We start from the raw sequence: 26,942 nt of genomic DNA, 5'->3' as shown, positions 1-26,942 counted from the left end.
CACCTGAAGTACGGCAAGTACCTCTCGCTGAAAAACTACCTGGCCAAACTACAGCGGCAGCCGAGCCGGAACGCGTCAGCCTAATGGGACGAGTCGGAGGTTTTCCCCTATTTGTTTAACAACACCCTCCTTAGCAGGATAGACAGCATAGTACAGTTGTTGCGATTCGACAACATATGCTCATTTCGCTTTATTGACCCGTTCCACGAATAGCTAGAACTCCGCTATTCTACTTATGATCAATTAAGCAATCACTTCGCCTCGGCTTAAATCACTGCATAAGTCTTTGCTACCCAAGGCCCCCATAGCAGCGTTGGAATACCTTAACTCGAATCTTGGTAATGAACTAAGAGTGAATGGGGGGTTCGCTATGTGATTTGACCAAAACCTTCCCATTTTGGTAATAGACGTATTTTCTATGATAACCGGGGTCCTAGATAAGACAGCTTTCCTGGCTCTCGTCCGGTATTCTCTAGGCCTCACACTATCTTTAAAATTTATAATATCAAGGAAATTATGTAGATAGTTACTCTTACTTTTAAAGGTTTATCGTAGGGCCGCTTCTTCTCTATGACATCTGAAAGAGACTTTCCCCTTTACTAATTCGCTTTTCCGGTAGCTTATCCAGCCGTATCACTTTGTCCTTATCTCGCCTCATATGGCAAAACCACTACCGTCTCAGTACCAGCTACTAGCTTCTCGTCTCTTCCTACTTGTTTGTCTGTTGGTCCCTGCATTCGTGTCCAACGCTCAACAAGGCAACGTACCCGATGTCGTCGAAGTAGCCGCTCTGCGAGATTTGTATTTAGCGACGAACGGTGATCAGTGGAATAACCACGACGGTTGGCCCTCCAGTACCTTCTGGACGACGCAAGATTGGTCTGGGTTGACGAGCAATGATTTCAAAGACTGGCCGGGAATTACGGTTAGTGGCGGAGATGTCTACACACTTACGTTAAGTGACAACCATCTAGTCGGGACACTACCTGCCTCCTTGCCGAATCTGACCAGTCTGTGGCGCCTGCAGCTGAATAAAAACTCGCTCAGCGGCCCCTTGCCTCAGAATCTACACCAGTTTCAGAGCATTGCGTCCTTCGACGTTTCCGAAAATCAACTATCTGAGCAGTTGCCCGCCTCGCTGGGGCGTATGAGCCCAGCTTATCATGTTATTCTAAACGACAATCAGTTTACGAGCTCGCTGCCGACGTCCTTAGGGAGCCTCACTCGTTGTGTGCTGTTTGATGTGAGCCACAATGAGCTAAGCGGTCAACTACCCGCCGAAATGGGTCTGATGTCCCAGCTGACGTATTGCTTCCTAGCCAACAATCACTTTACCGGCACTGTGCCAGCGGAGCTAGCCAATGCTAAATATTTATTACAATTGGTAGGATCAGACAATGAATTTGAAGGAGAATTACCAGCTTCGCTAACCTCCTTACCCAGTATCGGGTATCTACTTTTCAATCGAAACCATCTGACCAAAATCCCTAGCTGGAAAGGTGCCGCGAATGTGCCTACCATTGAGGTAAGCGAGAATCATTTGGACTTTGGCACTATTGAGCCAAATTTCTACGGGGTGAAGCAACCCATCAATGCCTCCTTTGCCTACTTTCATCAAACCAATCCGGCCCCGACGGAAGAGATCACGTTTCGCCAGGGAGGAGAGCTGACGACCACCCAACGCATGCTTGGGGAACGGAATCATTACCAGTGGCAACGGTTAGTCAATGAGGGCTCTCCGACTGCGTTTTGGCAGGACCTGAATCATGCTGATTCACCTACGCTATCCATTACGGCGGCCGATGCCACGCACCAAGGTTCCTACCGCGCCCGCATTACCAATGACTGGGTTCAACACGATTTCTCTTCTCTAAATCTGGTTCTGTACTCCCGTGTGGTCAAGGCCACCATGTTGCCCGCCTTGGCCTGGTGTGCACCGGTAACGGTAAGCGCCTCCCCAGATGTGCGAATTGCTGCTGGAACCAGTACTACCTTGCAAGCGCAGGTTACCGTTGGCGGCAATGCACTGCACCTCAATGGCCTGACGGATCTGGTTGCCTTTGCTCCGCTCCCGGCCGCTGTGGTAAACACCTTTAGTATCGAGGCCTGGGTCCGTCCCACCCAGCCCCACGAAGTGGATGAGCAATTGGCAATAGGGGCTGCTGGTACCGTGGGGCAGCACTACCTAGTGCACCCCGCCGATGGGGCCCAACAGTGGGGCCCGGATCATGCCGGGCTGGGAATTTCAGTCGGCACCAATGGAATCAGTGTCTATGCCCGCAGTGGCACCGAACTGCCAGCCTTGCTTGTCTGGCAGTCCCCCACGACCTTGACCGAGTGGGTCCATATCGCCGTTGTCTGTACGCAGGGAACCCCGCGACTGTATGTGAACGGAGAACTAAAGGCAACCGGTTTGACGAGCAGCCGACAGCTGCACATCTCCTCAAGCTTGGGAGGAGGGGAGTACGGCCACTTTCAAGGAGCGGTAGATGAGCTGCGCCTGTGGGATATTGCCTTGAACGCTACCCAGCTCGCCACGAGTTACGCGCAGCTTATTCTGCAGCCAACAGAAGACTTGCTGGGCTATTACCGCTTTGATGAGGCCGCGGGAGGTACAGTGAATGACTTACTGAGCCCCGCCCGGAACGGCACTTTCTCTGCCTCGTCTTCACCGACCTGGGTCAGCTCCACCGTTCCATTTGCGACGCCGGCCCTGCAGTGGAGCCCGACAGTCTCTTTGTCGGCAACCTCCGGTACAGAGGTGACTGCTACTCCTTCCAGCACCACGTCCTATGTGGTGTCGGTCACCGGGACGGGGGAGTGCCCGCAGGCCCAGGCCGGGTTAGTCGTTCAGGTCGTGTCCCCAACGGTAGTACCGCCTGCGGTGGCAGCGGAAGACTTAGATAAAAACTGGACCCTGTCGCGCTCGTTCGCGGGCGCCGACCACCTGCTGGGAGAATCTAAACAGTTTGTGGATGCGTTGGGGCGAGGTACACAAGCGCAAGTCAAGAGCTTGAGTCAGGGACACGTGCTGGCAATTCAAACCGTCTACAGCTCCGGCGGCAAACCCCTGCTAAGCACCCTGACGGCCCCGACGTTTAATCAGGAGTTCAAGTATACCCCCGGCTTTTTGTTGTCAGCTAAAACAGGGCAGGAGTACCGGGCTGCCGACTTCGAAGCGGATCCACTGGCGCCGGAAAAGGCTGCCAGCACGACGGGCCCGGGCACGGTTGGCTACTACTATAGCACGGCCAACACACTGGAGCCGCAGACAGCCACTACGTCTTATCCCTTCAGCCAACAGGAGGAGTATGGAGGCCCGCTAGGAGGCATCAAGCGCAGTGCCGGACCGGGCGATGCCTTCCGAATGGGAGCCGGTCATGAGGTGCGAAGCCGGGAATTGCCGATACTGAACGAGCTTACGCACTACCTGCGTGTACGGCACTACTTTGTAGAGGGCACACCCACGGGCGCCGACCTGCGCAATAAGGGCGAAAAGTCGGTAAGCCGGAATGCGGATGGCATTGAAAGCATCTCATTCACGGATCAGGATGGGAAGTTGCTGGCTACTTGTCTGAGCGGCAAGCAGTATACGGGCCTTTCACTGAGCTTTGCCGTCAACGCCGATGAACAAAATTCGGCAGGCTCCCCCCGCTATCAGGACGTCCATATCCCGGCCGCCGACAATGCCACGCTTACCTTAAGCGGGACAGGCTCTTTTCAAATTATTGACTTGGTCACCGAGACAGCGACCACCTACACCAGTGTACCCCCTTCCTTGTCACTGGCACCGGGCTTTTATCGCATTCTCTCAACGAGCGGCGGCCAGCAGATGGAGTATGTGGCCCGTTATGGCGACTTTAGTTATTCCTATTACGATGATGCCGGCCGGGTGGTCGCCACCGTGGCGCCCCGTGGCGTAAACTTCGCCAACGACACGTATCCAGCGTTTGTCACGCGCAACCGCTACAGTGGCGCGGGTACCCTGTTAAGTACAGAAGGCGCGGACGAGGGGCTGACCGAGTATGTGTATGCTCGGGACGGCCGAATTCGCTTTTCGCAGAGTGCCCAGCAAAGAGAAGATAAGCGCTTTTCCTACTCGAACTATGACGAAGTGGGCCGCGTGGTGGAATCCGGGGAGTACACGATGGCTACCAACCCTACGTTGGGCTTTGTATTTGAAAACCAACAGACCGAGCAGCCCGCGGTTAATAGTGTGTTGACGCTGCTGGAGGATCGTACGCGGAGCGGAGGGTTGGATGTAACTCGCTGCCACCAGCGCAATCAGGTTTGGTATGATCTAGCCGATGAAACCCTGGCTGGCCGTAGCCAGGAGTTTGTCTTGGGTGCCGTCGCAAAAACGCAGAACGAGCAGACGACCAGCTGGTATAGCTATGACGAGCTGGGACGGGTGGCGTGGCTGGTGCAGCAGACTCAGGCTTTGGGGCAGAAAATGGTGGAGTATACTTATGACTTGTCAGGTAGCGTGTTGGAAGTAGCCTACCAGAAAGGGCAGCCGGATGCTTTCTACCATCATTACGAATACGATCAGGACCAGCGCCTGAACCGGGTATATACCAGCACAAATGGACTTACCCGCTCGCTGCAGGCGCAGTACTATTACTACCTCCATGGCCCCCTGAAGCGCGTGGAGCTGGCCGGGCACCTGCAAGGCATTGACTATGCCTATACCGTACAAGGGTGGCTCAAGAGTATCAACAATGTGGAGAAACGCCTGGATGCCGGACAGGACACCCCTACGGGCAATGGCATTCTGAAGGACTTGTTTGGCATGCGCCTGGATTACTTTGACGGAGACTACACCAGTCGCCAGCTAACGGCCCCGGCCTTGCGTAGTGCTGCCAACCAAGACCGGGTTCGATATGATGGTACGGTGCGGGCCAGTACCTGGCAGACGGCTGCCGCTCCGACTATCCATGGGTATGCTTATCGCTACGATGCGAAAGGTCAGTTAGAGGAGTCTAACTATGGTCAACTGATCAACGGTAACACGTTAAGCTACGATCCGGTGAAGAATCCCTTTGAGGAGGGAAATTTGCGCTATGACGCCCACGGCAACCTGAAAAGCCTCCGTCGCCGGGATGGCGCAGGGTTTGCGACCGATGATTTTGCGTATCACTACTTCGGCGCAACAAATAAGCTGGAAGCGGTCAAAAACCAGAATGGGGTAAATGTCCTGAGTTATGCTTACGATTTGAACGGCCAGATGACGCGTGAGTCGGAAGAAGGAAAGGGAACCAAGTACCTCACCTACGATGTGACGGGTAAAGTGTCGGGAGTATACCGTAAAGCGGATCATACCCTACCTTTGGCTACCTATACTTACGATGATCGGGGCTTTCGCAACAGCAAGGTTGTATATAATGAGGCTGGTGCTGCCCAGAAAACAACCTATTATGTTGCCGACGCCCAGGGCAACGTGCTGAGCACGTACGAGCAGGTGCCAGGCCAAGCCTTGCTACTCACCGAGATACCCTTATATGGTTCGGGGCGTATTGGTACTGTTACCCGTCTTGACCAGGGGGCAAGTACCCTGGAGCCGCGCTATGAACTCAACGATCAGCTAGGCAACGCACGCGTTATTTTCCGCAAGCCAAAAACCAAGAAGTATGTAGCGACACTAGCCGCTACTCAGGCAGAGCAAGAGGAAAAAGAGTTTGTCAATCTGGCTGCAACCCGTTGGCAAGATCCGATCCGAGCCTACGAAGGCACCCATGTTGCTGCCTTATTTACCCCTGGGGTTGGCCCCCAAAAGAGCGTATCCGTAGAAAAGGGCGATACCATCACCTTTTCTGCGCAGGTTCGGTACTATTCGTCTACGACAGAACGACCCTCTTCCCAGTTGCAAATCGTTCCTTTCGTAACTCCAGCGACTAGTCTGCCTCCATCAGATAGAATATCACTTCTTGAGAAGAACCATCCCAAGCAGCCCTTGTTGAATAGCCTTTCGGTGGGAATTGCATTAACTGGATTTAGTGGAGGAAAGCAGCAGCACATAAATGCTCGTTTCTCTGTTCCTGACATCCTGATCCGCTACCGCTATTATGATAGCAATAATCAACTACAAGCCGAGGAGGTTAGAAAGGTAAGCACAGTGCCTGAAGACTGGCAACAGCTACAATTAGGCTTCCGGGCTCCTGGTTCGGGGCGGATCGAGTTAACCACAGAGAGCGCAGCTAACGATTATGTAAGCTACTTCGATCTGATTGAAGTAGAACATACCAATAGCACCATTGTGCAGGAGCAACATCAATATGCATTTGGCTCCCCACTCACGGGCCTCAATTACAGCATTGGTGATAAGCGTTACCGGCACGGTTACCAGGGGCAGTATGCCGAGAAGGATGAAGAAACAGGATACGATAGCTTTGAATTACGGCTCTATAATAGCCGTATTGGGCGCTGGATGGCTCCAGATCCAGAGGGGCAATTTTATTCCCCTTATGTTGGCATGGGTAACAATCCCGTCTCAGGCATTGATCCTGATGGAGGCTGGTCTGGCCCCCGCCCACATGTTAGAGGAGCTGCCGGGAAGTTTAGAGCCCTGAGTCAAAAGGCTTTCACTAGGGGTGCAACTAGCACTAGAGCTTTAGGAGTTGCTGCTCAAGGAGCAAGAAGTGCAGCAAGAGCGCAAGGAGCAGGTGCTGCTACTAATAAGCAGAACTCTCCTCCCAAAAGCAATGAGCCATCAATTGCTGATAACCTAAAACGTACTGCTTTACTACTCATAATCAATCAGGTATCTCAACTAGATATTTTACAAAATGCAGCAGAACACGTATTTGATGACTTTACTGAAGGAGTATCCGAATTTTTAGATTGTGGCTGTCCTGATGTAACTCCCAACCCAGGAGTTAACCCCTCTAATAAGCCAATTTTGCAAATGTCAGGCGCTGCCCGCAATGCAGCTGAAGGTAGATCATTTGCAGACCTACAGAAGTTTGCGAGAGAGCATGCAGATGACATGAATGCTTTTTTTAAATCAGGGGGAAAAGTAACCCCGAGTAAAGCAATCCTTGAGAATTACAGAGAACTTGCCAAAAGGATTCTGAATGGAGCAGGAAAAAAATTAAATGAAACTGCAATAGAAGTACAAACACAACGCATCAAGATGATTGATGAGGTCCTTAGTAAAACGAAATAAAATGAGTCAATTATTAAGTTTTCAGAAATCTCTTTGGAAAGAAGAGGGTATCATAAACCCAGAAAAAGCTTCTGAGGATGATATTAGTAATTTTAATAAAACTAACAATATTCTCATGCCATATGAGTTAAATTTGTATTTCAAAGAAATAAATGGGACAAGTGGTGAGTATGACAATAAATTCTTTTGCTTTTACTCTATCAATAATTTCAAAAATATTGAAGAGAAATTTAAAGAATGGGATGACGAAACATCATTTAAACAATTGAGTCTTTATATGAATAATTCAAAAAAATATTACGTATTTGCAGATTATCAATGCCACCTTATTGCATATGCGGTATTAATTGACGAAAACCATTCAGATAAAAACAATGTAATAGCCATATGTGGTGATACTTATAAAGAAATATCACCATCATTTATGGAATTTTTAAGAATGTACATTGATGACGATGAAAAAATTTATCTAAACTAAATATGATAAGAATATTATTTTGCTTCTTTGCTTTTTTAAGCACTGCTTGTAAAAGCGGTACTGTATACATTAACTCTAATAAGATAATAGAACAATACCACGGTGCAACTGGCAAAAAGCAAGCTTTCATGAACCAAGTTAAAACTTGGCAAGCCAATGTAGATTCACTCATGGCAGAAGTGCAGGCCCTGAAAGGCACCCAAGCTGCTGCCAAAGAGCAGCAATTGCTGCAATACCGCGAGGCTATTCAGCAAAAGGCGCAGGCAGAAGAAGCACGGGTTAGTCAGGAAATTCTGACGGAAATCAATGCATACATCAAGCAGTATGGCAAGGAGAAAGGCTATGACTTCATTCTCGGCGCTACCGACAATGGCAATATTGTGTACGCAGCCGAGAGCAAAGACATTACTGAAGAAGTACTGGCAGGACTGAACAAACAATACGATCAGCAACACGCTGCTGGGAAATGAGCCGACCGTACCATCTCGGGCTGTTCATCCTGGGGACCATCACGCTTGGGAGCTGCCGCAAGCAACTCGAAGAGGCCGAATACCGCGCCTATCTGCAGGATGCTGCACATGGCTTAACCCAAACCCGCGCAGTAGGCTCGGCTACCGTGATGTGCTCCTACCGCCCTACGGACTTGCTGGTCGCCCAGGAATTGGCCGGTGCGCCACGGACATCCCCTGCCATGCTGGATTCACTGCGCCATCACTTCGCCGGTAAAACCTACTTCTCGCTTTCCCTGGCACAGAATGGAACTGAGATTGAAAACCAGTACATCCGTGACGCAACAGCTTTCACGCAGGCAGTCGTCTATTTGGGATCTGGCATTGCCCACGATGTGTATCTGGTTAACGCTACCGATTCGGTGGTGGCCCTAACCGCTCTCTACCCCCGACAGTACGGTTCCACAGGTCGCTCCACTGTACTGCTGCTCTTCGATACCACGCGCCTCGACCTAAGACAGGGCTTCACCCTGAGTTATCACGACACCCGGTTTCAACTCGGCACTGTTCGCTTTGCTTTCGAGGGCGAGGATATCGACCGGTTACCTACTTTGAAATTCTAGTTTTCCATTTGCAGCCTTTTTACGCGTAGTCCCATGTTGTTTCGTAATCGCCGCCTAGTGCAGGCCGTTTCCTGCCTGCTGCTGCTGGAGACGGTAGGAAATATTGTCGCTCCCACCATTAGTTGGGCCGCGATGGGTCCGGGACAGCCCGAATTTACTAGTTTCGAGTCCCCCGGCGCCACGGACATGGTGAATCTAACCACTGGGGATATGACCTATAACATTCCGGTGATTGATGTACCCGGGCCAGAGCGCAGTTTCTCGCTGCCGCTTACCTACCGGGCCGGCATTCGGCTGGAACAGGAAGCCTCCTGGGTCGGCCTGGGCTGGTCGCTGAACCCCGGAGCCATTGCCCGCAGCCTGAACAATTATCCGGATGATGCTTCCTCGGAGAGTTATGCGTCCGTATTCAAAAAAGAGGTAGACCGGGGATGGTACGGCGGGGTACCCGGCCTCTTGGACCTGACCTGGGATTCGGAAACCGGGCATAGTGGCACAGCGGATCTGATTGGCTTAGCCAGTGTGGGCTGGGAAAATGGCCAGCTGAACTCCGGTGATTTAGTGGGCATCAAGTATACGAAAGGCGAGGGCGTCAGTGCTGACCCCGTGCGCATGGCCTTTGCGGCCGTTACAATTGCCTCCATTGGTTCGGCAACGGCTGTGACCAGTTCCAAGTCGGTGGCCACAAAAGCAATTGCCATTGGAGGCGAAGTAGGGACCAGTGTGGGCACCTCGGCCGCCATTGGTACCGCTATGGGGATGGTGGGCCGGGCAGGGGGCTCCGCCGGCGGAAACAGCCGCCCGATTGTCCGCATGCAAAATAAGCTTCTGCACACGAATTACTGGGTCTTCTTCAACGATAACAAAGAGGAATCCATGTACGGCTCGCTGTATTTTCAGGACATGAGCCAAAACGTTGCGGGTGCCCCGGCCATTCCCGGCGTAGACCGAGGGCCGCTAGTGTACAACGGCTCACTGCAAGGGCCGGCAGAAAAAGCGCCCGTGTATCTGTACTCCCGGCGCTACAGCGATGAGAGCACCGTTGAACGCGAGGTAGGAGGAGATCTTCATCAGCACGTGGGACGTGGAGAAAGCGAGTACCGCGTCACCAGTCTGCGTCCCATCAGCATTGCGCACGATGATTTCTCGGTCATGGGAGCCGGGGTATCCGGTTCTATTCGCCCCCAGCGTCTGGAGGTCGGCAGCATCGCCTTTCCCAAAAAGATGGGTGACGAGCATGACAAGTACAGCCTGGTGCCGTTCTTGAATGACTATAAAGTCGGTTTCCGTTACGAAAACAGTGCCTCCAACGGCTACGACTATCATCGCTACGAGACCCCGCAAGGAGAGTCGGAAACCGGCATCACCCATGATGCGCAAGGTGAGGGCTCCCTAATCGTGCGCGACGAACGCCTCAAAACCCGCTTTACGGTTGCCAGTACAGGCGCTCCGGCAGCCACGGCACCCGCCCGTAAAGGCGTGCGGAATCGTGTGAATGAAACGACCGGAGCCCGGGAGCGGGCCCTGCTGCAGGGCAAGCATGTGGAGTGGTACTCCAATGAGGAGATTGAGAAACAGATCTACCACACCTCGGCTGAGGGGAATGGCGAGCAATTCCTGGAATGCTACAAGCCCACACTTCGATCCGTGCGGCGTCAGCAGATTGTCGGCTACACCTTGGATACCAGAAAACCGTTCGCAACCCGTCATTATATTCCCCGTTACGACAGCGTTGACGCCGGCACGTCCTTTAATGCTTTCCGCATCCGCCTCCCCGGCAAAGGCATTGGTGCCTTCCGCGTTACGGCAGAAGACGGGACCACCTACCACTATTCGCTGCCGGTGTACCATTATGCTACCTATAGCGAAGCGAACGAGAAAACGACTGATCGTCCCAGCTTTTCTTCGTCCCGGCTCGGGGACGGAACCGGGCAGTACATTTATGCCACCACTTGGCTGCTGACTGCCATCACCTCGTCGGACTACGTAGATCGGCATCACCTCGGGGTCGTGGATGATCAGGACTGGGGCGGTTGGGTGAAATTTGAGTACGGACGGTTTGCGCCCCATTACAAATGGCGGCAGCCTTACGTAGGAGAGGCCTATCCGGAGCCGGCCGGGCCACAGTTCGTGAACGAGAATTCTACGGGTAGCTTTTCGGAAGGAGCCAAGCAGACGTATTACCTGAACTCCATCCGCACCCGGTCGCATACTGCCTTATTCGTAAAAAGCGTACGTCAGGACGGCCGGGGCCATTTTAGCGGTCGGACGGCAGACCAGTCTCCCTTAGGCCTGGATGAGCAGAAGCCCTCCTCTTCCCTGCGCCTGGATGAGATTATCCTGCTGACAAACCAGGATGCCGATAAACTAGCAACGGCCAATGGGATTCTGCCGGCCGGCAGTACTGCTGCGCCCGTCCCGGCTCTAACGGCTAACACCGCCGATAATGCACATGAACAGGATACGCGGACCTTGGCCAATGGCGATACCTACCGGTATGTGCTGGATGCTCAGGATATAGCCGCTGATGCGAGGATTCGGGACTACATTAACCAGCGGGCGTTGAAGCGCGTCGTATTCCACTACAGCTATCGACTGTGCGTGGGCACACCCAACTCGTTTGCCTCCCTCTCTCCCTTGCCTAAGATGGGTGTCGACGAGGCGCACCTGGGGCGCAGCGGCAAGCTTACCTTGGAAAGCCTGTCGACGTTTGGTCCCTTGAATACGAAACTCATCCCCGACTTTAAATTCACCTATGGATCCAACCCCGCTTACGGCCGCGGGAAATGGGATGGCTTCGGGATGTACAACAGCCGGGCTACGGATACGAGAGACGGGCATGCGATTATTGACAATCACCAAGCTGCCTCGGAGGATGGAGCGGCTTGGTCGCTGACGGAAATTCTGACGCCCTTAGGCAGCCGTACGCGTATCGCCTACGAGCGGGATCAGTACGCGATGGTGTCTGAGTACGGCACGAAACAGCTCACCTTCCGCAATTCGGATTGTTCTAATACGCTGCAGGTACAGCAGTTTCCCGTCCCACTGACAAGCTATCTTCGAACAGGGGATACGATTACCATTACCGGTCGTGCCCTCTATAAGATGCAGTGTACGCTTGGCGCGCGCGTGCAGGATCAGTTTTGCGAGAATGAGTTTTTCTATAAGCGCGTTCCGATAGCGAATGTAACGGATCAGTCGATTACCATCCATCCGGCAGATTGGCCTTCCACCCCTCCGTGTACGGGGCCGGGAGAGTGTACCAACAATCCGATTGCCCAGGGCGCTGAACTGCGCGTTTTGCTGCCGCAGACCCAAGAAGGAGGAGACGTGCGCGTGGCCAGTGTCACGACCCTGGATGAAAACAACACTCCCTACCAGATCCGGTATCGGTATGAGTTAGCCACTAAAGCACCTCGGTCGACCTCCACAGGCGTTATTTCCAAGCTGCCTGAATTTGTAGATCGGGATAAGGATATCCCGATGTATGGCGTATATGATTATCCGGGGACGTCGGTTTTATATGGGCGGGTAACGGTATTACGGGGCCAGTTCCGAGCTGGGCAGGACGATGATCATGATCAACGGGAGGTCTACACCTTTTTTACCCCGGTATCCCGAATGATCAGCCTTACGCAAAAGGGAGACTTTAAACTTGGCGTGTATCTAGGGAAGAAAGACTACTCGCCCCCATTTCAACCCACGGCTTCCACGGTGGACACACGGGTTCTGAGGCAACAGGACAATCGGATTACGGTTGACGTGGGCAAGATTGGGCAACCCATAGCCATTGAAAAATACAACCGCCGGGGCGAACGAGAGATGGTTTCCCAGTTTGGCTACAGCCGTACGCTCCCCAATCCAGATGGATTAGCCGGGCAAGGCCGTTTCACCGAGGGCTTGCTCACCAGCGAGCTCTTGGATCGAGTAGCGTATCATCTCAACCGCACCACAAAGGAATACCTCCCCCTTACGGGCTCCTCGACCACGACAACGGCCAATGGGATGCAGACGACTTCGTGGAAGACGCTGTATGATTTCCTCACCGGACAGCTGGTCGAAACGGTTTCTAAAAACTCATTGGGGGATACGTACGTGACCACCACGGTGCCCGCCTATACCCTTCCCGGGCATAGCAGCATGGGCCTGAAAGCAGAGAATCCGGCAAATCGAAATATGTTGACCCAAACCGGGGAGACCTATGTGTACAAGCAGTTGCCCTCCGGGGAGCGCCGCGTGGTAGCCGCCAGCGTACAAACCTGGAATGCAAGCTGGGCCACCTATCGGGGCTATAGCAATGGGGAGTATAGGGACGAGGGAGCGGCCAAGCCGGTATGGCGCCAGCAGGCCAGTTACGTGTGGAACGGTGCGCAGCTGCACGCGGACGGCACGTATGCAGGTTTTATCTCTTTTAACTGGAGTCAGCCTACTCCCACCGGTCAAGCGGCCGGGTGGTTAAAGGCAGGCGAAGTGCTGCGGTACGACCATTTTTCTAAGCCGTTAGAGGCCGTCGACCTGAATGGGCAGTATGCATCTACCAAAGCTGTGCAGGCTACCGCGCGGACGCTGGCGTCGGCAGCCAATGCCCGGTACGTGGAAATGGCATATTCTGGGGCAGAGGACGAGGTGCGACCGGATGCCTCCCAGCCGAATGTGGTGCATTTTGAGGGCGAGGTTCGTGCGGGCGGACAGCGCGATACATTACATCATACCGGACAGTACTCCAGTAAGCTGGCAGCCGGCGAAGAAGGTTTCCTCTACCATGCACCGGTCGGGGGAGCCGGTGTTCGCACGGGACGTCAGTACCGGCTCAGTGCCTGGGTGCATCGCAGTGATGCGGGTTCGAAAGCAGCTCGCTTGTTTGCCAAACTAAATGGAACTCTGGTGGGGGAAACGTCCATTAGTGCTCCCACCACCAAGAAGTCGGGTAACTGGTATTTACTTAATCTGTACGTGACCGTTCCGGCCGGGGCCTCCGGTACGCTTTCGGCGGGGTGCCGCAATACCGGCCTGGGTGTTGTGTACGTGGATGACTTCCGGTTTCATCCCCTGCAAGGGCCCCTCACCGCCTATGCATATGATCCCCATACGGGAGCGGTAACCTACGTGCTGAATAACGACAACCTTTACACCCGGTATTTCTATGATGCGGCGGGCAAAGTCACCCATGTATACAAAGAAGTGCTGGACCGGCCCACTGATGCGTCTCCTACGCCCAAGCTGGTACAGATCACCAGCTATAACTATGCGCGTATGCGGGAACCCAACTGGGTTCGGACCGGAGAATTCAAGTGTGAGGAGTCTACGGAAGGAAATTACAGCACCGGTTACCGGTTGTATCGACGCAAGGATGTAAACCCGAAAAGCGGCACGTATAGCCAACTGGACTGGGAGAGAGGGGAGCTTACGCAGGATTGTCCCAGCTGCTTGGGGTACTTTCAGCCGAAAGTTATCAATGGGGTGTGCGAGGAACCCTTACTGATGCCGCATAGCTGTCGCATCACGCCAGCTGGACAGGACAGTCAAGGAAGACCGCTATTCAAACACAGCTACACCTACCGGTATAGCGATAATACCACGACGGTCTATTCGTTTGTAGACAACAGCGATTTCTGCGACGATACGTTTGATCCCCGTCGAGCAGCCAAGGCAGCTGATTCGCCGAAACCGAACGGGAAGCAAAAGTTAAGGCGTCTATAAGATTACGACCATAAGAAAAGCCCCTGCAGCCGCTGGGGCTTTTTTTATTACCTGCCAGTCGCTTTCAACAGGAGCTTAGCAATAAGCGAATCATAGCAAGAGGGGCATCACCTGGCCCTTGAGATTGTAGATGTATTAAATTCCTCGTTTAGCTTTACGACCGTTTCGCTGAACTAGGACGCGCAACGGTATGGGTGAATCCGTCCCTTCGGTACTCCTAAGGTTGTGTTTCGTACACTATTTTAAATCCTCCTGCGGCAGTCCTCTGGTAGTAGAGCACCCCGAGGAGCGTTTCACTTTCCGTTGTGTAAAACAAGTTCGCGACTGGCGGGGCATTGAACCCAGTCCCGTCTGAATGTGGCCGTATGAGGGACAACCCATCCACGTGCTCGCAACGGGCTTGCACGACAGCCTCGAGCAGGGCGGCCGTGCCTCGTATGACGCGCCCCTGGTCCAGGCTGTGGCTATGCCGGAGGCACATGTTGCGCAGCAGCTGGGCTTTATCATGCGTAGTGTGTTGAAAAAGGAAGGAAACAAGGGGGCTTCGGCCAAGTGTTGCTGCAAGGCGGGATACTGGTCCATCGCGGCAACCCAGCGGCGCATTTGTTTCTCTTTCGTCATGATGCAAACATGACAAAAGAGAAACAAATAACCCTCCTTTCCCTGAACAGCTACCTTTATGAGCCTACAGAGCCGATAAACCCGCTCCACCGTCCAGATTAGGTTCAAAAACTTGTTCAGTTAAAAGCCTATGTGGGAGATGAGTTATGAGAACTTTTCGAACGACTTATTTACACGGCCTCTCCAGCACTAGAAACTGTTGTCTCTTTTGTTCTTATGGTTTAGGAAAAGGGATAGTATGTTTGAGGATGATTCCGGAGCAGCCAGCCTACTACTTTCCTTTCCCCACCGCCCCAAAATTCTAGTTAAGCGTTAAGAGTTTCCGCTTTTGATAAGCGGACATACCCGGTTTTCTGGTAAGGCTTAATCCAGGTTAATTTCAAGTCCGCGTTGCCTTTGCCATGTCGTTGCAAGCGGAAGTGACCAGAGACCCCGAAGCCTTCCGTGCGGACGATGTATTGATTCCAGGTGCTATCAACAATGATTATGGGAAGCGACGTAGCATTGTAATGGCCCTTTTTGCGTGTGCCATATTTCTTACCAGCAGCGAGATGGATGATCTCAGGCTCGGTTAACTTCAGGAAGATAAGGCACTTGATGGCATCGGCTAAAGTGGCGCTAAACACTTTAGGACTGGATTTTAAGGAAGCCAGAAGCACATTGCGTTCAACTACTCCTGTCGTAACGTCTCTGCGTAAGTCTATTATATACAATTCGTTATTGCTCCATAGGCAACCAATAAATCTATCTTTTCCATATAAGAATTTAAAAGGAAGCCTTTCGTTCGTGGGTAGAACCCGTAATATATCTAAGTCAAAAGATTCAGTAACCTTAATATTATTAATCACCTCTTGAGCTGTTTGGGTAAACAGGTGATTGCCAATCGATGAATCTGACAAAAAAACTTGTATGTCGTTCCTAATTAACTCTTTTTCAGCTAAGCTACAATCTCCTAACGCTTCTTCATAGGCATCCGCTGCGATGCTTGCTGTCTTTCTCAAGACATTAGCCTTCGAGGGATTTTTAAGCTCTAATCCAAAGTAGTGATTTTCTATAATGTGCATGGGTTGGTCTATAAAAAGATGTGCAGTAACGAAGTTAAGTAGTATAATTAGGTTTCAGGAGAGCACCAAATTGCTACTACTGCCGCTGTCCTGGAAGGCCGGCGGCTGCGGGGAAATAAAGGAACCGCGCCAGCAGATGGCGGCCTAACCCCAGCCTTATTTTCCGCGAACGGAAACGGCAATAGCCGAGTTGAACAGTGGATCTAAATAGCTAACCTGTTCCACGTCATGTGTGGCATATAGCTCTGCTTGAGCCGTAAGAAGTTCCTTATAGGTTAAGCGGACAGAAAGAAGTTACTCAGCGCATCGAACTAGTAAAAAGTCTTTTCTTATTTGATAAGCCTGCTAGTTCCTGGATGTTCGCCGAGACCTTCAACCCGGTCTGCTCGGGAAAGGCCTGTAGCAACGGAATGGTAAAGCCCCCATCAATATCACCCACCTACTTCGGGGTTTGAGTCAAGCCCAGGCGCTGCGCTTTGGCTCGTACCCGTCCGGCAACCTCGGCCATTAACCCTCCCACTTCCACCGGACCAGTCGCAGCTCGCAGAGCGCCGGTCAAGGCCGAAGTCAATAAACCATGGCCTGCTGCCTCCCACGCCTCTTCATCGACGTTGGCCGAAGCCAAGAGCATGCGTCCACGTCCGAAAAAAGCCTACTCCAAGGAAAATCCGATGCCGCGCGGCTGCAGCCCATCCTCAATCACTTTCGCCGGTGCCCCCCGCTGAAACAGCAGTCCAGGACCAGCAAAATATGACGCGCCTTGCTTTGGCGAAACCGTTCGGCCAGGTTCGCCATGGCAATGGTTGTATCCGCCAGGTTTTCGAGGTTGGTCTCGTGGGCTACCAAGCGGTGGTTGTGCGTGCCGTGGCCCGAAAAAGTCAGCAACATCACGTCCTGCTCCGTAGCCGCGTCCAGGGTCTGGGCCAGCAGTTCATCGATACGGGACCACGTAGCCTCTTCATCCACGAGCAGCACTGGGCTGGCATCCGGGAGGTTGTCCTACCAGAGTGCCCAAAGGGCCGTGGCATCCCGGCGGGCGCAGTTCAGATCGGAAATGTTTGGGTCGGAATGGCAGTTAATGCCAATGAATCCGGATAGAAATAGGGCGGCCATAAGCTTTCGTAGTGGAAATGAATTCAGTGGGGCACCACCAAGCGCAGTCATCCTGGTTGGAATGCTGCTATCGCTGCTGTACTCAGTAAGACCAGGTAAATCCGTTCTACTATGGCCGGAACCTACTTTACTACGATGGGCAGTTTGTAAAATTTTTGCTCCTGTTTATCCAGGTAGATGGCAATGCCCTGCTCCAGCATCGTCGGCCGCGCCAGTCCCACGTACCCGAAAATTAAAAACACCGGGTCGGTATCATCCCGGCCATGGGCAATGGTGAAAAAGGACTGATAATCTTTAGGACTGGGTGCTGGGTAGCGCTGCGGATGGGAGTGCCATTCTCCGGCGTAGCAGTGCCGGCCCTTGGAGTTTGCATATTCCAAGTCAATTTCCATTTCCACGTACGGGTGGTCGGCCTCAAAGTAGGCTACTTCGCGTACGGCCTTGGGCCCACCTAAAATGCACTTGCGGATGGTTAATATCCCGCCTTGTATTTCCCCCATCAGGGCACCACCGGTCTCTCGTGGTTGATAGCGGCTGATGTCTGTGTAGAGTACATCCAGGCATTCTTGGGAGATTACAACACGGTAAATCATGTGGGCGAGGTGACAGCTGTGCGACAGACCGAACAGTCAGGATGAGGGCCTAAATGTAAGATTTCCCAGGCGAAGGGGGCGTGTTCCGCAGAGCCAGCAGGACCGTGCCACCGGAACTGATATCCCGGTAGGGCAGGATAGAATGGCTGGGGTAGTTCGGTGAGCAGCCGTTGCAAGGCTACCCGGCTGGTTTGCAGCGCAATTTCCCGCGTGTCGACTCCAGCCCCGGGAAAGCTGGGGGCTGCGCAACCAAGTTGAACGGTCTTTAGGGCAGCCATGTGGGCCGTGTCCAGTCGTGAAACAGGCAGATCTGATTCGGGGTGGCGTACCAAACAACGCAAGCACGCGGAAATGCCGGGCTCGACGAGCTGCACCACGCCTGTAAGCGCCCCCTTGGAAGCCCGGGCGTAAAGAAACGGTTTGCGCAGGCGTTTCAGGTTTAGGCGGTTCGTTGGAAAATCAACGCTGTTCTCAGCCGTCAGGACGATGACGATATCGGAGGCCGCCGCCGCACGCTCGAAGGCAGAGATGACATCGCCCACGAGCTGCGGGTACACCTCACACTGTACGTTCGGGTTGCGATTCAGCATTAGATTCCGCACGGCGTGCACCTTGTGCTGGCCTATGGTAGACAAATCCGCCGCGCTGCGAACCGAGTTGCCTAAATCCATGAGTTCCGGGTCAAACAGGTGAAACCGCCCCACTCCATTACGTGCCAGTTCGCATGCTACCTCCGACCCAAGAGCTCCTAAACCTACAATGGTGACCGTTTTAGTGGCCAAAATCGCGGGCTCAAAAATATCCTGCACGCGTAGGTACAGTTCGCTTTCCAAGTGCCGGGTTATGAAGAATTCAATGGCACCACCCCCGTTCCCGTTGGGACGTACCCGAAGCATGAACCATTGTTCTTCTTGGCCCAAATAGAAGCCAAAAAATAGTTCTGCGCCGGCAGCCAGCGATGCTTGTAATATACCCCCATCCGCTGCAAGACGTTGTTGCACCAGCCCGATGCGCGTAGCCACGGCTTGCGGGAAAGATATGCCGTCCAAGCGTTGCCAGTGCACTTCCACGCCGGGCTGACCGGCTGGGTTCAGGAAAGAAGGGCTGGCTTGCCACCGGCGTCCTTGTACCTGCCGCGTGTGCAGGGATGTCGGAGTAGGCGAAGCTTCACTAAACTCCAGCAGTGTGTAGAGGTTGGGCCCCACCGGCAGCAGCCGCCCATGCCCCCCAGGCGAGCCAGCCGGCACGTCTACCGCAAACGGGAAGACGACAGTGCCAGCCGGAGGAAGGACAGGAACGTTCTCCTCCACGATCTCCGACGCAGGGAAACCTGTGGCCGACGTAGCAAAGGTCAACCAGCGCGCCGCTCTAGTCAAAGCATATGCTCCGTCGTGTAGGTCTGCATCCCAGGTGTGCTTGGCAAAAAGGCACATTTTGCCATCACCGTATTGCTGCCCTTTACCAAAGTTGATGCTGCGGCACACCAACATGTTGCCCTGGAGCTGAATGTCAGCGACGGGGTAGATGGCAACGGGTTCATCCGGGTAGGTCGCGGGATATTCTAGCAGCACTTGGTGTACCTGGCCTTCGCCGTAGTGCAATTGTCCCGCTGCAAACACGGCGCCGTCAATGGCTAAGCGCTGGCCATTGGCTAGGTCAAGCTTCGCTTGAACTGCCGGATACACCTCCAGCAGTTGAAAGCGGCCAGCCACCCCCTGGCGCAGGAGGGTCATTTCCACTTGGTACCGTTCTGGGTACTCCTCGTGCCACCGGTAACTCATTACCGGCAGGGGCTAGCAAAACCTTCCTCGCGAGGCGGGCGCGGGGCTTTTTTCAAGTACTTCAGTACTTCTCCCTCGAAAATGCCGCTTTCCGTTATGGTTCGCTGCAAATCGGGCAGTTCGGTGCCGTCCGCACGCCGCAGAATGCGCTCGGTGCCGTCGATGTGAAAGTGAGCTTCCGTCTTGTTGGTGATGACATGAAGCTTCTGGTTGGGCAGAAATTCATCGGTGAAAACTTGGTTGTCTTCAATGAGCACTTGCAAGGTGAGCTTGCGGTCTGCAGGTTTGTCGGGTTTTTTGTCAGAGGAGGCCATAAAAAAGGAGTAAAGAGTTGCTCAATTCACCCGTGAGCAGGTCGGGTTGAAAATCTTGTACTTACTGGCCGAGCTACTACACGGCCGGCTCGGAGGCCGGGCCGCCACTGGTGTTGCGTAGGTTCAGGTTGACCTCGTTGCGCAGCTGGATGTTGTTGTGTTGAAAATTGTTGAGCGTCAGGCTGCGGGTCACGGAGCTGTACACGTCGTGGCGCTGCAAGGGGTCGCGAATGGTCACAATCAGGCAAAACTCCTGCGAGAGCACTTCGCCGTCGGCCGCGGCCGCGGCTTCCGCCGCGTGTGAAAACAGGCCCTTGAGCTCGATGTACCATTTCTTGGGCGCCGTCAGCCCGCGCACGCGGTGCGCTTCGGTCATTTCCTGCAGGTTGATGGCGTACTTCTTGATCGGGTGGTACTTGCCTAAATCGTCGCGCAGCTGCCGCTCGGGCGTGAACGGGTGGTCGATGTAGCGCTGGAACCGGGCGGCGTAGTTGCTGGAGAGCAGCAGGTTGTAGGGGTTGAGCTTGCCGATGGGGTTCGACACGGTGCGCTTGGTGGTGTCGCGCAGGCGAATTCGGTCGTAGGTGCCGAAGGACACGTCGATGTTGGACTGGCAATATTCGGCGCCCTGGTTGCCGTCCAGGCGCGGGTCCGTCACCAGCGTGACGGTAACCTCGCCGTAGAACTGGCCCTCGTCGTTGATTAAGACGTCCGGAAACGGAAAGTCCAGTATCTCGATGTAGCCCCCGCGCAGGATGTTGTCCTGCAGAATCAGCGTGCTTTCGTGGGGCGAATTGAAGATGATGTCGTCCACGGAACCCGGCAGGCCGAAGCCCAGCTCGCGCAGCCGGTCGCTGGGACTCAGGCTTAGGCCCGGGTGATACTTGGCCGAGTGAATGGCCAAGGCTTTCAACAGCAAGGGGTTGAAGTCACCGGCCACGCGGTGGGAAAGGCCGGCCATCAGGGCCGACACGCGCGGGGTGGAAAAACTCGTACCCGCTTGTTGCACTACGCCCCCGGTAATAGAAAAGGAGTTGACGCCGGTCAGCTTCATGCGGCCAGCGGCCGTTACGCCGCCATTGCCGCCATAATGCACCAGTTCGGGCTTGATGAGCTTGTTGGGGCCAAACCCACTGCGCGAAAAGGGTGAGGCGTGGCCCTCGGGAACCAGGTCATCTGGCCCTTGGCAGTGGGCCACACTGCCCACTACCAAGGAGCGCACAGAGTCGGCCGATACGGGGATGCGCCGCTTGGGGGCAGCCGAAACGAAATTGGTGCAGTTGCCGGCCGATTTACAGATCAAAGCACCCGTGCGCTGCTGCAGCTCGTCGAGCGACTTGCCAAAGTCCGAGAAGTCCCGGGCGCTGCATTCCATCGTGCCACCGCCCGACAGGTTCCAGAGCTGCACGTCGGGGTGGGCCAGTACCGCATTCTGGATGTTTTCCAGCAACTCGTCTTCGTCAATTTCCAGCCCCGGACGCGGAAACACGGTGGCATCCAGCAATTTGAATTCCCCAACGCCCACCCAGTTGCGCTGCTCCAGTTCGTCGCCGTACAGCAGCACGCCGGCCACAAAGGTGCCGTGGGAGCGGTCCACTTCGGGCTCGTTGTAGGCCGAATACCGGCGCGCATCCAGCCACGGCGCCAAGTGCGGGATGGGGGCGATGCCCGAATCCAGCACGCCTACGGTCAGGTAGTCCTGACCCGCTACCGGGGTTTTCACGGGCAGTTCCAGGCCGCTGCTCAGCTCATCGAGCGTGATGCGGTAGGCCGGCATGGGGTCGATGGAGTACAGCGCTTCGAACTCTTGAACCGTCACGAGGGCATCGGGCCGGACGTGCTCCAGCTTGAAAACGGTCAAGCCTGAGGTGTACCGGGTTTTGCGGTAGTCGATTTGGCCTTCCCGCAGGGTCTGCTCAAAGGCGCCTTCCACCTGGGCATTCATCTGCCGGTCCTGGTAATTCACCAGCTTCACCTTCAGCGGCGTAGAAGCATCCTGGGGCAAATCAATACGTGGCTGAAACGGTCGAATCTCGTCAATGGCGGATAAGCCGATGGAGAACGCCAGCGGCCGCTCCAGGTTGTGGTCGATGAAGGCCACATGCTCTGGGGATTCCACCTTCACCAAAAAGTCCAGGTCCTCGGATAACCCAATAAAGTTGTACTCTTCCTTGCGGTTGAAGATCTTACCCACCTCGCCCCGGTGCGACTTGGCCATAGCATCTTCCCGCACCGTTACCTGCACCACGGCCGGAATGAAGCTACGCTCAGGCCGTCGCGTGGCGATGGTCTGGGCCGTGGTGCCTAGTGCCTGCCGGAACTCGGAGGCGCGAACTTCGAGCAAGTCTTCGGGCAGCAGCCAACCGGGCAAGGTACTGCCGCCCCCGCCTTCGGTCTTGCGCTCGTCCTGGGTGCCGCGCTTGCTGAACAGCTTGATGGGAAGATTCTTGGGTTCCATGGCTAGCCTTTCGGATTAAAGTAGTTGCGCACTTGGCGCAGGGAAATGTCGAGTAGCTCCGCAATGGCGGCCTGTGACACCCCGTGGGTGTTCAAAAAACCGAGTAAGGCTTCTTGGGAAGCGGCTTCGTGGTGCTTGTAGTAGTAGAATTGCAGCAGCAAATCCTCGTAGTCCAACTTTGGCTTTTTGGCCAGCACATTCTGGGCAATGGCGTTCTGGCAAATGGACTTGATGTCCGCCGGGCTGTTGCCCTGCATCAGTTCCGCCAGCGCTTCGCCCTTCTTGCTGTCCAGATCGAACCCCAACTCCACTGACTTGAGGAAGAGCTGCAACAGGCGTTGGATGTCGGACGGCTGGGGCAGCGACACGTCGATGATGCTGTTAAACCGCCGCCAGATGGCTTTGTCGAGCAGCTCCTGGTGGTTGGTGGCCGCAATCAGGATGTTGGATTCTACGAACTCGTCAATGTTCTGCAGCAGGCTGTTGACCACGCGCTTCAGTTCGCCGAGCTCGTGCTGGTCATCCCGGGCCTTGGCGATGGCGTCAAACTCGTCCAGAAACAGAATGCAGGGCTGCCGGCTGGCGAATTCGAAGATTTTGCGGATGTTTTTGGCCGTGTTGCCTAAGAGCGACGAAACCAGTGAGTCGAGGCGGGCCACGACCAGCGGCAACTGCATTTGCTGGGCGATGTAATGGGCAATGGTGGTTTTGCCGCAGCCGGGAGGGCCGTAAAGCAACAGCGAGGCCTGGGGGGCTACGCCCGCGGCCTGGAGTTCGGACCGGTGCTGCAGCCGGCCTACGAAGCCGTCCAGCTTGTGACGCAGATTATCGGAAAGAATGACGGGGAAGTCCAGGCCCTGCTGGGGCATCACCAGGTCGGCGATGTTCATGCGGGTCTCTTGGTCGACCGGAGCCGTCAGGAGCTGGTCAAGGTATACGGGCTGGGCCTGCTTACTGTGCAGGGCGCGCAGGATACGGTCGGCGGCTTTTGTATCGCCGGCTTTGCTGAGGTTTTCGGCAAGCAGCTTGGCGTAACTAAGCACCTTTTGCGGGTCCTTGCTGAGGCCGCCTTCGATGATTTTTATGATTTCTGTGAACATGTGTGTTTTTACGTACGCAAATATATAATAAACGTTTCTAAAAATCTGAATATCGTTTTAAATTATTCCAAAAACGTTTCTAACAATATCTTTTTCTTTGTAAAAAGCTCAGGGCAGACTCCAGTATGGTGTACTGGAGCCTGCCCTGAGCTTTTGGGTCAACCCTTTATTCTATATAATCCGCTTGAATGAAGGGAGGATAACTAGAGACCTAAATGCTGTGCAGCATTAAACTCCTCCACATCATTGAGGCGAGCGTACCGCTCAATCATCGCATCGGTCTTTTGCTTGGTCTGGTTTTTAATGGCTTTATTGGATTGCCCTTTCTGGACGGCCACCGTCACAAAGGAAGCCCGTAAGGAGTGGGCCGTAAAGTGGGCCCCAAAATGCTTTTGCACCAGCTCATTTATGCCTTTCGCTGTTAACCGGTGCTTGCTCAGGCGCGAAGGCTCGCCGGCTGCACCCCGGCTCAGGCGTACAAACAAAGGACCCGTGGTCCGGCCCAGCAGCTCTTTCCATTCCAGTACTGCCCGCACCGGGCAAAACAACTCCACCGGGGCGTAGAACACGGCCTTGTTTTCCAGCTCCCCGTACTGGTTGGTTTTGCTGCTGCCCATATCGATCAGCAGGGATTTAGAAGTCAGGTGTACATGGTCGACGTCCAGAGCTTCAAGCTCGGAGCGGCGAAAGGCTCCGGCAAAACCAAGCAGCAACAGCGCTCGGTCGCGCAAGCCCGCGGGCGTGGCCCGGTCCAAGCCGCGAATCACTTGCTTGAGGTGGTCGACCGTGAAGGCCGGCGCCTGCTTTTGGCGTTTTCCCTTGAGGCGGGCGATGCCATCGAGCACCGCAGCCAGTTCGGGTGCTGCGATGGCCGAATCGTAACCGTGTAGCTGGTGGTTTTTCTGAATGGCGGCCAGGTGACGCTTCAGGGTCGCAAACTTGCGCGGGGGCCGGGGTGCCGTGGTGGGCCGAGCCGTGGCGCGGGGTTCGGGTGGCGTGTCGGCTAGGTAGGTCACGTACTCGATGAGGGTTGCCACGTCGGCCGGCAGCGGACAGCGGTTGCGCTCGGCGCAGAACCGGTCGAACACGCCCAGGTCCGACAGATACGCTCGGCGCGTGTTGTCCGCACCCTGCAGGCCAGCGTCCAGGTACGCGGCCGCGGCTGAGGAAACGGTGGTGGACAGACCGGCCCCGAACGGTTGGGGCACTGGTGCGGGCAGCTGGGACATATATATAAGGAGTGGCCACCTGGGTAGCCAGCCATAGGCGCAAAACGCGGGTGTCTTCAAAAGTAACGAATTAGCGTTGATAAGTATTAATTATCGACGCTAATATTTTCAAGCTTGTCAAATCCTGTGGATACTTGTTAAGATGCTTATTATGATACTGACATAGGCCAATATTACTGTCAAGCCCTAATTGATTTTAGCAGAGGAAATTTTGCTGTTTCTCAAGGGTCCGTTTGTTGTATGTTATAGACGGGATTTTCGCCAGTTTCTATTCATGCACTCCTTATACTAAGGAGTCTTGAAGAAACATGATGTCTAGTAGGAGGTGAACATGAGCAGGTAGGAACAATCAGGATTGAGAGCCATAGCTGTTATTTTCTCCACGGTGACGAGTGCTTTATTCATAGGCGACTGCCAATGGGCAACATGCGTACCTCGACGGCGCAAAAACCTTTCCCCACACGTGCTGTTGTCCTAGTATGCCTAATTTTGCCAAACGCCCCCGAGTGCGTAAACCCGCTGAACCGCTTGCCCAGCCTTTATCCTCTGCCGAACAACGAGAAGCGTTGCAGGCGCGTGAAGTCGGCAAGACGGTGATGTATCAAATCGATGCTTGGGGCCATGTTGAGACCCGCTTCGTGCGCTCACAGAATGTCGCAACTTGGGAGGCCAAAGGCTTCTTCGTTCGATAACCTACTGCTATCTTCTTTTACTTCTAAAAGCCCTACGTAGCGTGAGGGCTTTTTTTACGTCTACTTGACTGTTTTATAAAGACGCATTTATGTAATGATACACGTCCCACTTCGACCTGTTCGGGCTTGGATTGTTAGTATTGTATAATTTATAGAGGGTCATTTATGGTCTGTTATAAGCATAAGTTACATGCACCGAAGAAGCACCTTTAGATGTGCGCCTTTGCTTATGGATGCAAAAGAGACATTCCGTTTTGCCACTCATACCACGTCAATAAAAAGAATGGCTTTGGCCATAGCCATAATATTTTTAAGCAAATTTTTCATCTTATCAGATTTGTAGGCAATTGCTGTGAAATTGAAACCTGAGTGTTTGAATTTGATCTAATGGGCCCATAATTATTCCTCAGTTACGATGTGAGTGAGTTCGATTACTATCCTAAGCCTGAATTAAAGCATGTATCCGGGCCAATACTTTATCCCGCTTCCGCTCCCATTGGTCATCATGGCGGGGACCGCTAGCTATGCCAAACCGCTCAGCAACTTGAATAGCGAGCTCATTCAACTTGAGCTTGTCATTCACTTTAAAGCCCTGAGTAAGCGGAATGACACCCTGGATATCTTTGTATTCTAATGGTGGTACCACCACCGGCACGTGGCTTTGCGACAGTACCCAGGTAGCACCCATTTCACATAAGCATATTTTGCTGTCAAAGAAATTAGGCGTCAGAAGGAAGAGCACCATTACTTCCCCACTTAATTCCTGTTTTAAACGTTCCAAAAAATTCTCTCCCAGCGGGATGCCATAGCCAGGCATAGAAGAGCAGAAAATGTGGTCCTTGGTCAGACCCATCATTTCAAGTAATTCAACAAATTCTTCTACCAAGGCACGGTCTTTAGTTGCGTGACTCACAAAGAGGCGCTTGAGCATAGTGTGTAAGGGTCTAGTAGTGGACCTGTGTATTATTGAACTTGGAGTACTACCTAGCTCATCTTGCAATTCGCGCAAATAATCAGTAAATACCATCACTGCTGTACTGAGAGACTTCTTGAACACCTTGGGCTTCTCCTCCTGATAAGCCGAAGAGCCTTTCACCATTCGCCCGGCAGTTACTGGCAGAAAGTGTAACCCTGCGAAGTGCTGTACCGGTCGTGAGTCAGCACCATAAAGCTGCTCTAAGGTGCGAGTCGTCAACTCCCACCAAGCTTTAAACTCCGAGCTTGTCGCAGTAGTATTCTCCAGCTGCTCGGCCCGCTCTAGCACTACTAGTAGTTTGTTGATTTTCTGAGCAATGACCATGTTTTCTTGCGTAAAATCTGATAAAGCAGGAGTTTCGACGGGTGACAATAAAGGCTTTAGACTCACTACTAACTCTTGTTCGTGACGCAACCACTTACGCATTACTGTGAGGTAGCGAACTTCCCCCTTCGTATAGGGGTTCCACTAGAGTAGGAACGGAAAACAACGCTAAGGAAATTCGGCCAGCCGTTCTTCCCAGCTGGCGGGGTTGCGCAAGGGGTGCATTTCGCCGGCAGCAATGTGTTCGGGCAAGCTAAAATCG

The 26,942-nt window shown here is 53.7% G+C and carries 15 protein-coding genes; 6 read left to right on the top strand and 9 right to left on the bottom strand.

Annotated features, from left to right (window positions below):
- The first annotated feature begins 658 nt into the window (after positions 1-658).
- The 5 genes from E5K02_RS25345 to E5K02_RS25325 all read left to right on the top strand — a co-directional run bounded on the left by E5K02_RS25345 (position 659) and on the right by E5K02_RS25325 (position 14,415).
- The gene (locus tag E5K02_RS25345; protein WP_135399372.1) at positions 659-7,165 is read left to right on the top strand and encodes a LamG-like jellyroll fold domain-containing protein; all 6,507 of its coding nucleotides are present in this window, start codon (positions 659-661) and stop codon (positions 7,163-7,165) included.
- 1 nt (position 7,166) lies between these two features.
- Complete coding sequence (locus E5K02_RS25340; RefSeq protein ID WP_167856592.1) at positions 7,167-7,643, top strand: SMI1/KNR4 family protein; 477 nt, start codon at positions 7,167-7,169, stop codon at positions 7,641-7,643.
- Positions 7,644-7,645: 2 nt separating this feature from the next.
- On the top strand, positions 7,646-8,113 hold the full coding sequence (locus E5K02_RS25335) for an OmpH family outer membrane protein (RefSeq protein ID WP_135399368.1): 468 nt from the start codon (positions 7,646-7,648) through the stop codon (positions 8,111-8,113).
- A complete protein-coding gene (locus E5K02_RS25330) occupies positions 8,110-8,715 on the top strand; it encodes a hypothetical protein (RefSeq protein ID WP_135399366.1) in 606 nt (201 codons plus the stop codon). Before E5K02_RS25335 ends, E5K02_RS25330 begins: the two co-directional genes overlap by 4 nt.
- 210 nt (positions 8,716-8,925) lie before the next feature.
- Positions 8,926-14,415, top strand: coding sequence for a hypothetical protein (locus E5K02_RS25325; RefSeq protein ID WP_135399364.1), 5,490 nt, complete (start codon positions 8,926-8,928; stop codon positions 14,413-14,415).
- Positions 14,416-15,341: 926 nt separating this feature from the next.
- Here E5K02_RS25325 and E5K02_RS25320 read toward each other — a convergent pair.
- The 8 genes from E5K02_RS25320 to E5K02_RS25285 form a co-directional block, all read right to left on the bottom strand.
- On the bottom strand, positions 15,342-16,100 hold the full coding sequence (locus E5K02_RS25320) for a hypothetical protein (RefSeq protein ID WP_135399362.1): 759 nt from the start codon (positions 16,098-16,100) through the stop codon (positions 15,342-15,344).
- A gap of 699 nt (positions 16,101-16,799) precedes the next feature.
- A complete protein-coding gene (locus E5K02_RS25315) occupies positions 16,800-17,075 on the bottom strand; it encodes a caspase family protein (RefSeq protein ID WP_135399360.1) in 276 nt (91 codons plus the stop codon).
- 260 nt (positions 17,076-17,335) lie between these two features.
- Positions 17,336-17,806, bottom strand: coding sequence for a Mov34/MPN/PAD-1 family protein (locus E5K02_RS25310; protein WP_135399358.1), 471 nt, complete (start codon positions 17,804-17,806; stop codon positions 17,336-17,338).
- The gene (locus E5K02_RS25305) at positions 17,803-19,539 is read right to left on the bottom strand and encodes a HesA/MoeB/ThiF family protein (protein ID WP_167856591.1); all 1,737 of its coding nucleotides are present in this window, start codon (positions 19,537-19,539) and stop codon (positions 17,803-17,805) included. The genes E5K02_RS25310 and E5K02_RS25305 overlap by 4 nt, the downstream gene beginning before the upstream one ends.
- A 47-nt stretch (positions 19,540-19,586) precedes the next feature.
- Complete coding sequence (locus E5K02_RS25300) at positions 19,587-19,901, bottom strand: hypothetical protein (protein ID WP_135399354.1); 315 nt, start codon at positions 19,899-19,901, stop codon at positions 19,587-19,589.
- A 76-nt stretch (positions 19,902-19,977) separates the two neighbouring features.
- On the bottom strand, positions 19,978-22,359 hold the full coding sequence (locus E5K02_RS25295; RefSeq protein WP_135399352.1) for a S8 family peptidase: 2,382 nt from the start codon (positions 22,357-22,359) through the stop codon (positions 19,978-19,980).
- A 2-nt stretch (positions 22,360-22,361) separates the two neighbouring features.
- Entirely contained in the window at positions 22,362-23,459 is a 1,098-nt protein-coding gene (locus E5K02_RS25290; protein ID WP_135399350.1) for an AAA family ATPase, read from the bottom strand.
- A gap of 203 nt (positions 23,460-23,662) precedes the next feature.
- Positions 23,663-24,688 (bottom strand): site-specific integrase, encoded by a 1,026-nt coding sequence (locus tag E5K02_RS25285; protein WP_135399348.1) that lies wholly within the window; start codon positions 24,686-24,688, stop codon positions 23,663-23,665.
- Between the two features lie 479 nt (positions 24,689-25,167).
- Between E5K02_RS25285 and E5K02_RS25280 the strand changes: the two genes are divergently transcribed.
- Entirely contained in the window at positions 25,168-25,380 is a 213-nt protein-coding gene (locus E5K02_RS25280; protein WP_135399346.1) for a hypothetical protein, read from the top strand.
- 439 nt (positions 25,381-25,819) lie between these two features.
- On the opposite strand, the gene E5K02_RS25275 is transcribed toward E5K02_RS25280, so the two are convergent.
- On the bottom strand, positions 25,820-26,782 hold the full coding sequence (locus E5K02_RS25275) for a toll/interleukin-1 receptor domain-containing protein (RefSeq protein WP_135399343.1): 963 nt from the start codon (positions 26,780-26,782) through the stop codon (positions 25,820-25,822).
- Positions 26,783-26,942: the final 160 nt, after the last annotated feature.

Source organism: Hymenobacter metallicola (assembly GCF_004745645.1).
Classification (GTDB): domain Bacteria; phylum Bacteroidota; class Bacteroidia; order Cytophagales; family Hymenobacteraceae; genus Hymenobacter; species Hymenobacter metallicola.
The sequence above is the reverse complement of the archived record's forward strand: the minus strand, read 5'-3'. Positions and strand labels throughout refer to the sequence as shown.

Excerpts from the sequence above, each read along its gene's own strand:
- E5K02_RS25280 (WP_135399346.1), top strand. The coding sequence starts at position 25,168 with ATGCCTAATTTTGCCAAACGCCCCCGAGTGCGTAAACCCGCTGAACCG.
- E5K02_RS25275 (WP_135399343.1), bottom strand. The coding sequence starts at position 26,782 with ATGCGTAAGTGGTTGCGTCACGAACAAGAGTTAGTAGTGAGTCTAAAG.
- E5K02_RS25295 (WP_135399352.1), bottom strand. The coding sequence starts at position 22,359 with ATGGAACCCAAGAATCTTCCCATCAAGCTGTTCAGCAAGCGCGGCACC.
- E5K02_RS25330 (WP_135399366.1), top strand. The coding sequence starts at position 8,110 with ATGAGCCGACCGTACCATCTCGGGCTGTTCATCCTGGGGACCATCACG.
- E5K02_RS25285 (WP_135399348.1), bottom strand. The coding sequence starts at position 24,688 with ATGTCCCAGCTGCCCGCACCAGTGCCCCAACCGTTCGGGGCCGGTCTG.
- E5K02_RS25290 (WP_135399350.1), bottom strand. The coding sequence starts at position 23,459 with ATGTTCACAGAAATCATAAAAATCATCGAAGGCGGCCTCAGCAAGGAC.
- E5K02_RS25305 (WP_167856591.1), bottom strand. The coding sequence starts at position 19,539 with ATGACCCTCCTGCGCCAGGGGGTGGCTGGCCGCTTTCAACTGCTGGAG.
- E5K02_RS25300 (WP_135399354.1), bottom strand. The coding sequence starts at position 19,901 with ATGGCCTCCTCTGACAAAAAACCCGACAAACCTGCAGACCGCAAGCTC.
- E5K02_RS25320 (WP_135399362.1), bottom strand. The coding sequence starts at position 16,100 with ATGCACATTATAGAAAATCACTACTTTGGATTAGAGCTTAAAAATCCC.
- E5K02_RS25325 (WP_135399364.1), top strand. The coding sequence starts at position 8,926 with ATGACCTATAACATTCCGGTGATTGATGTACCCGGGCCAGAGCGCAGT.
- E5K02_RS25345 (WP_135399372.1), top strand. The coding sequence starts at position 659 with ATGGCAAAACCACTACCGTCTCAGTACCAGCTACTAGCTTCTCGTCTC.
- E5K02_RS25310 (WP_135399358.1), bottom strand. The coding sequence starts at position 17,806 with ATGATTTACCGTGTTGTAATCTCCCAAGAATGCCTGGATGTACTCTAC.
- E5K02_RS25340 (WP_167856592.1), top strand. The coding sequence starts at position 7,167 with ATGAGTCAATTATTAAGTTTTCAGAAATCTCTTTGGAAAGAAGAGGGT.
- E5K02_RS25335 (WP_135399368.1), top strand. The coding sequence starts at position 7,646 with ATGATAAGAATATTATTTTGCTTCTTTGCTTTTTTAAGCACTGCTTGT.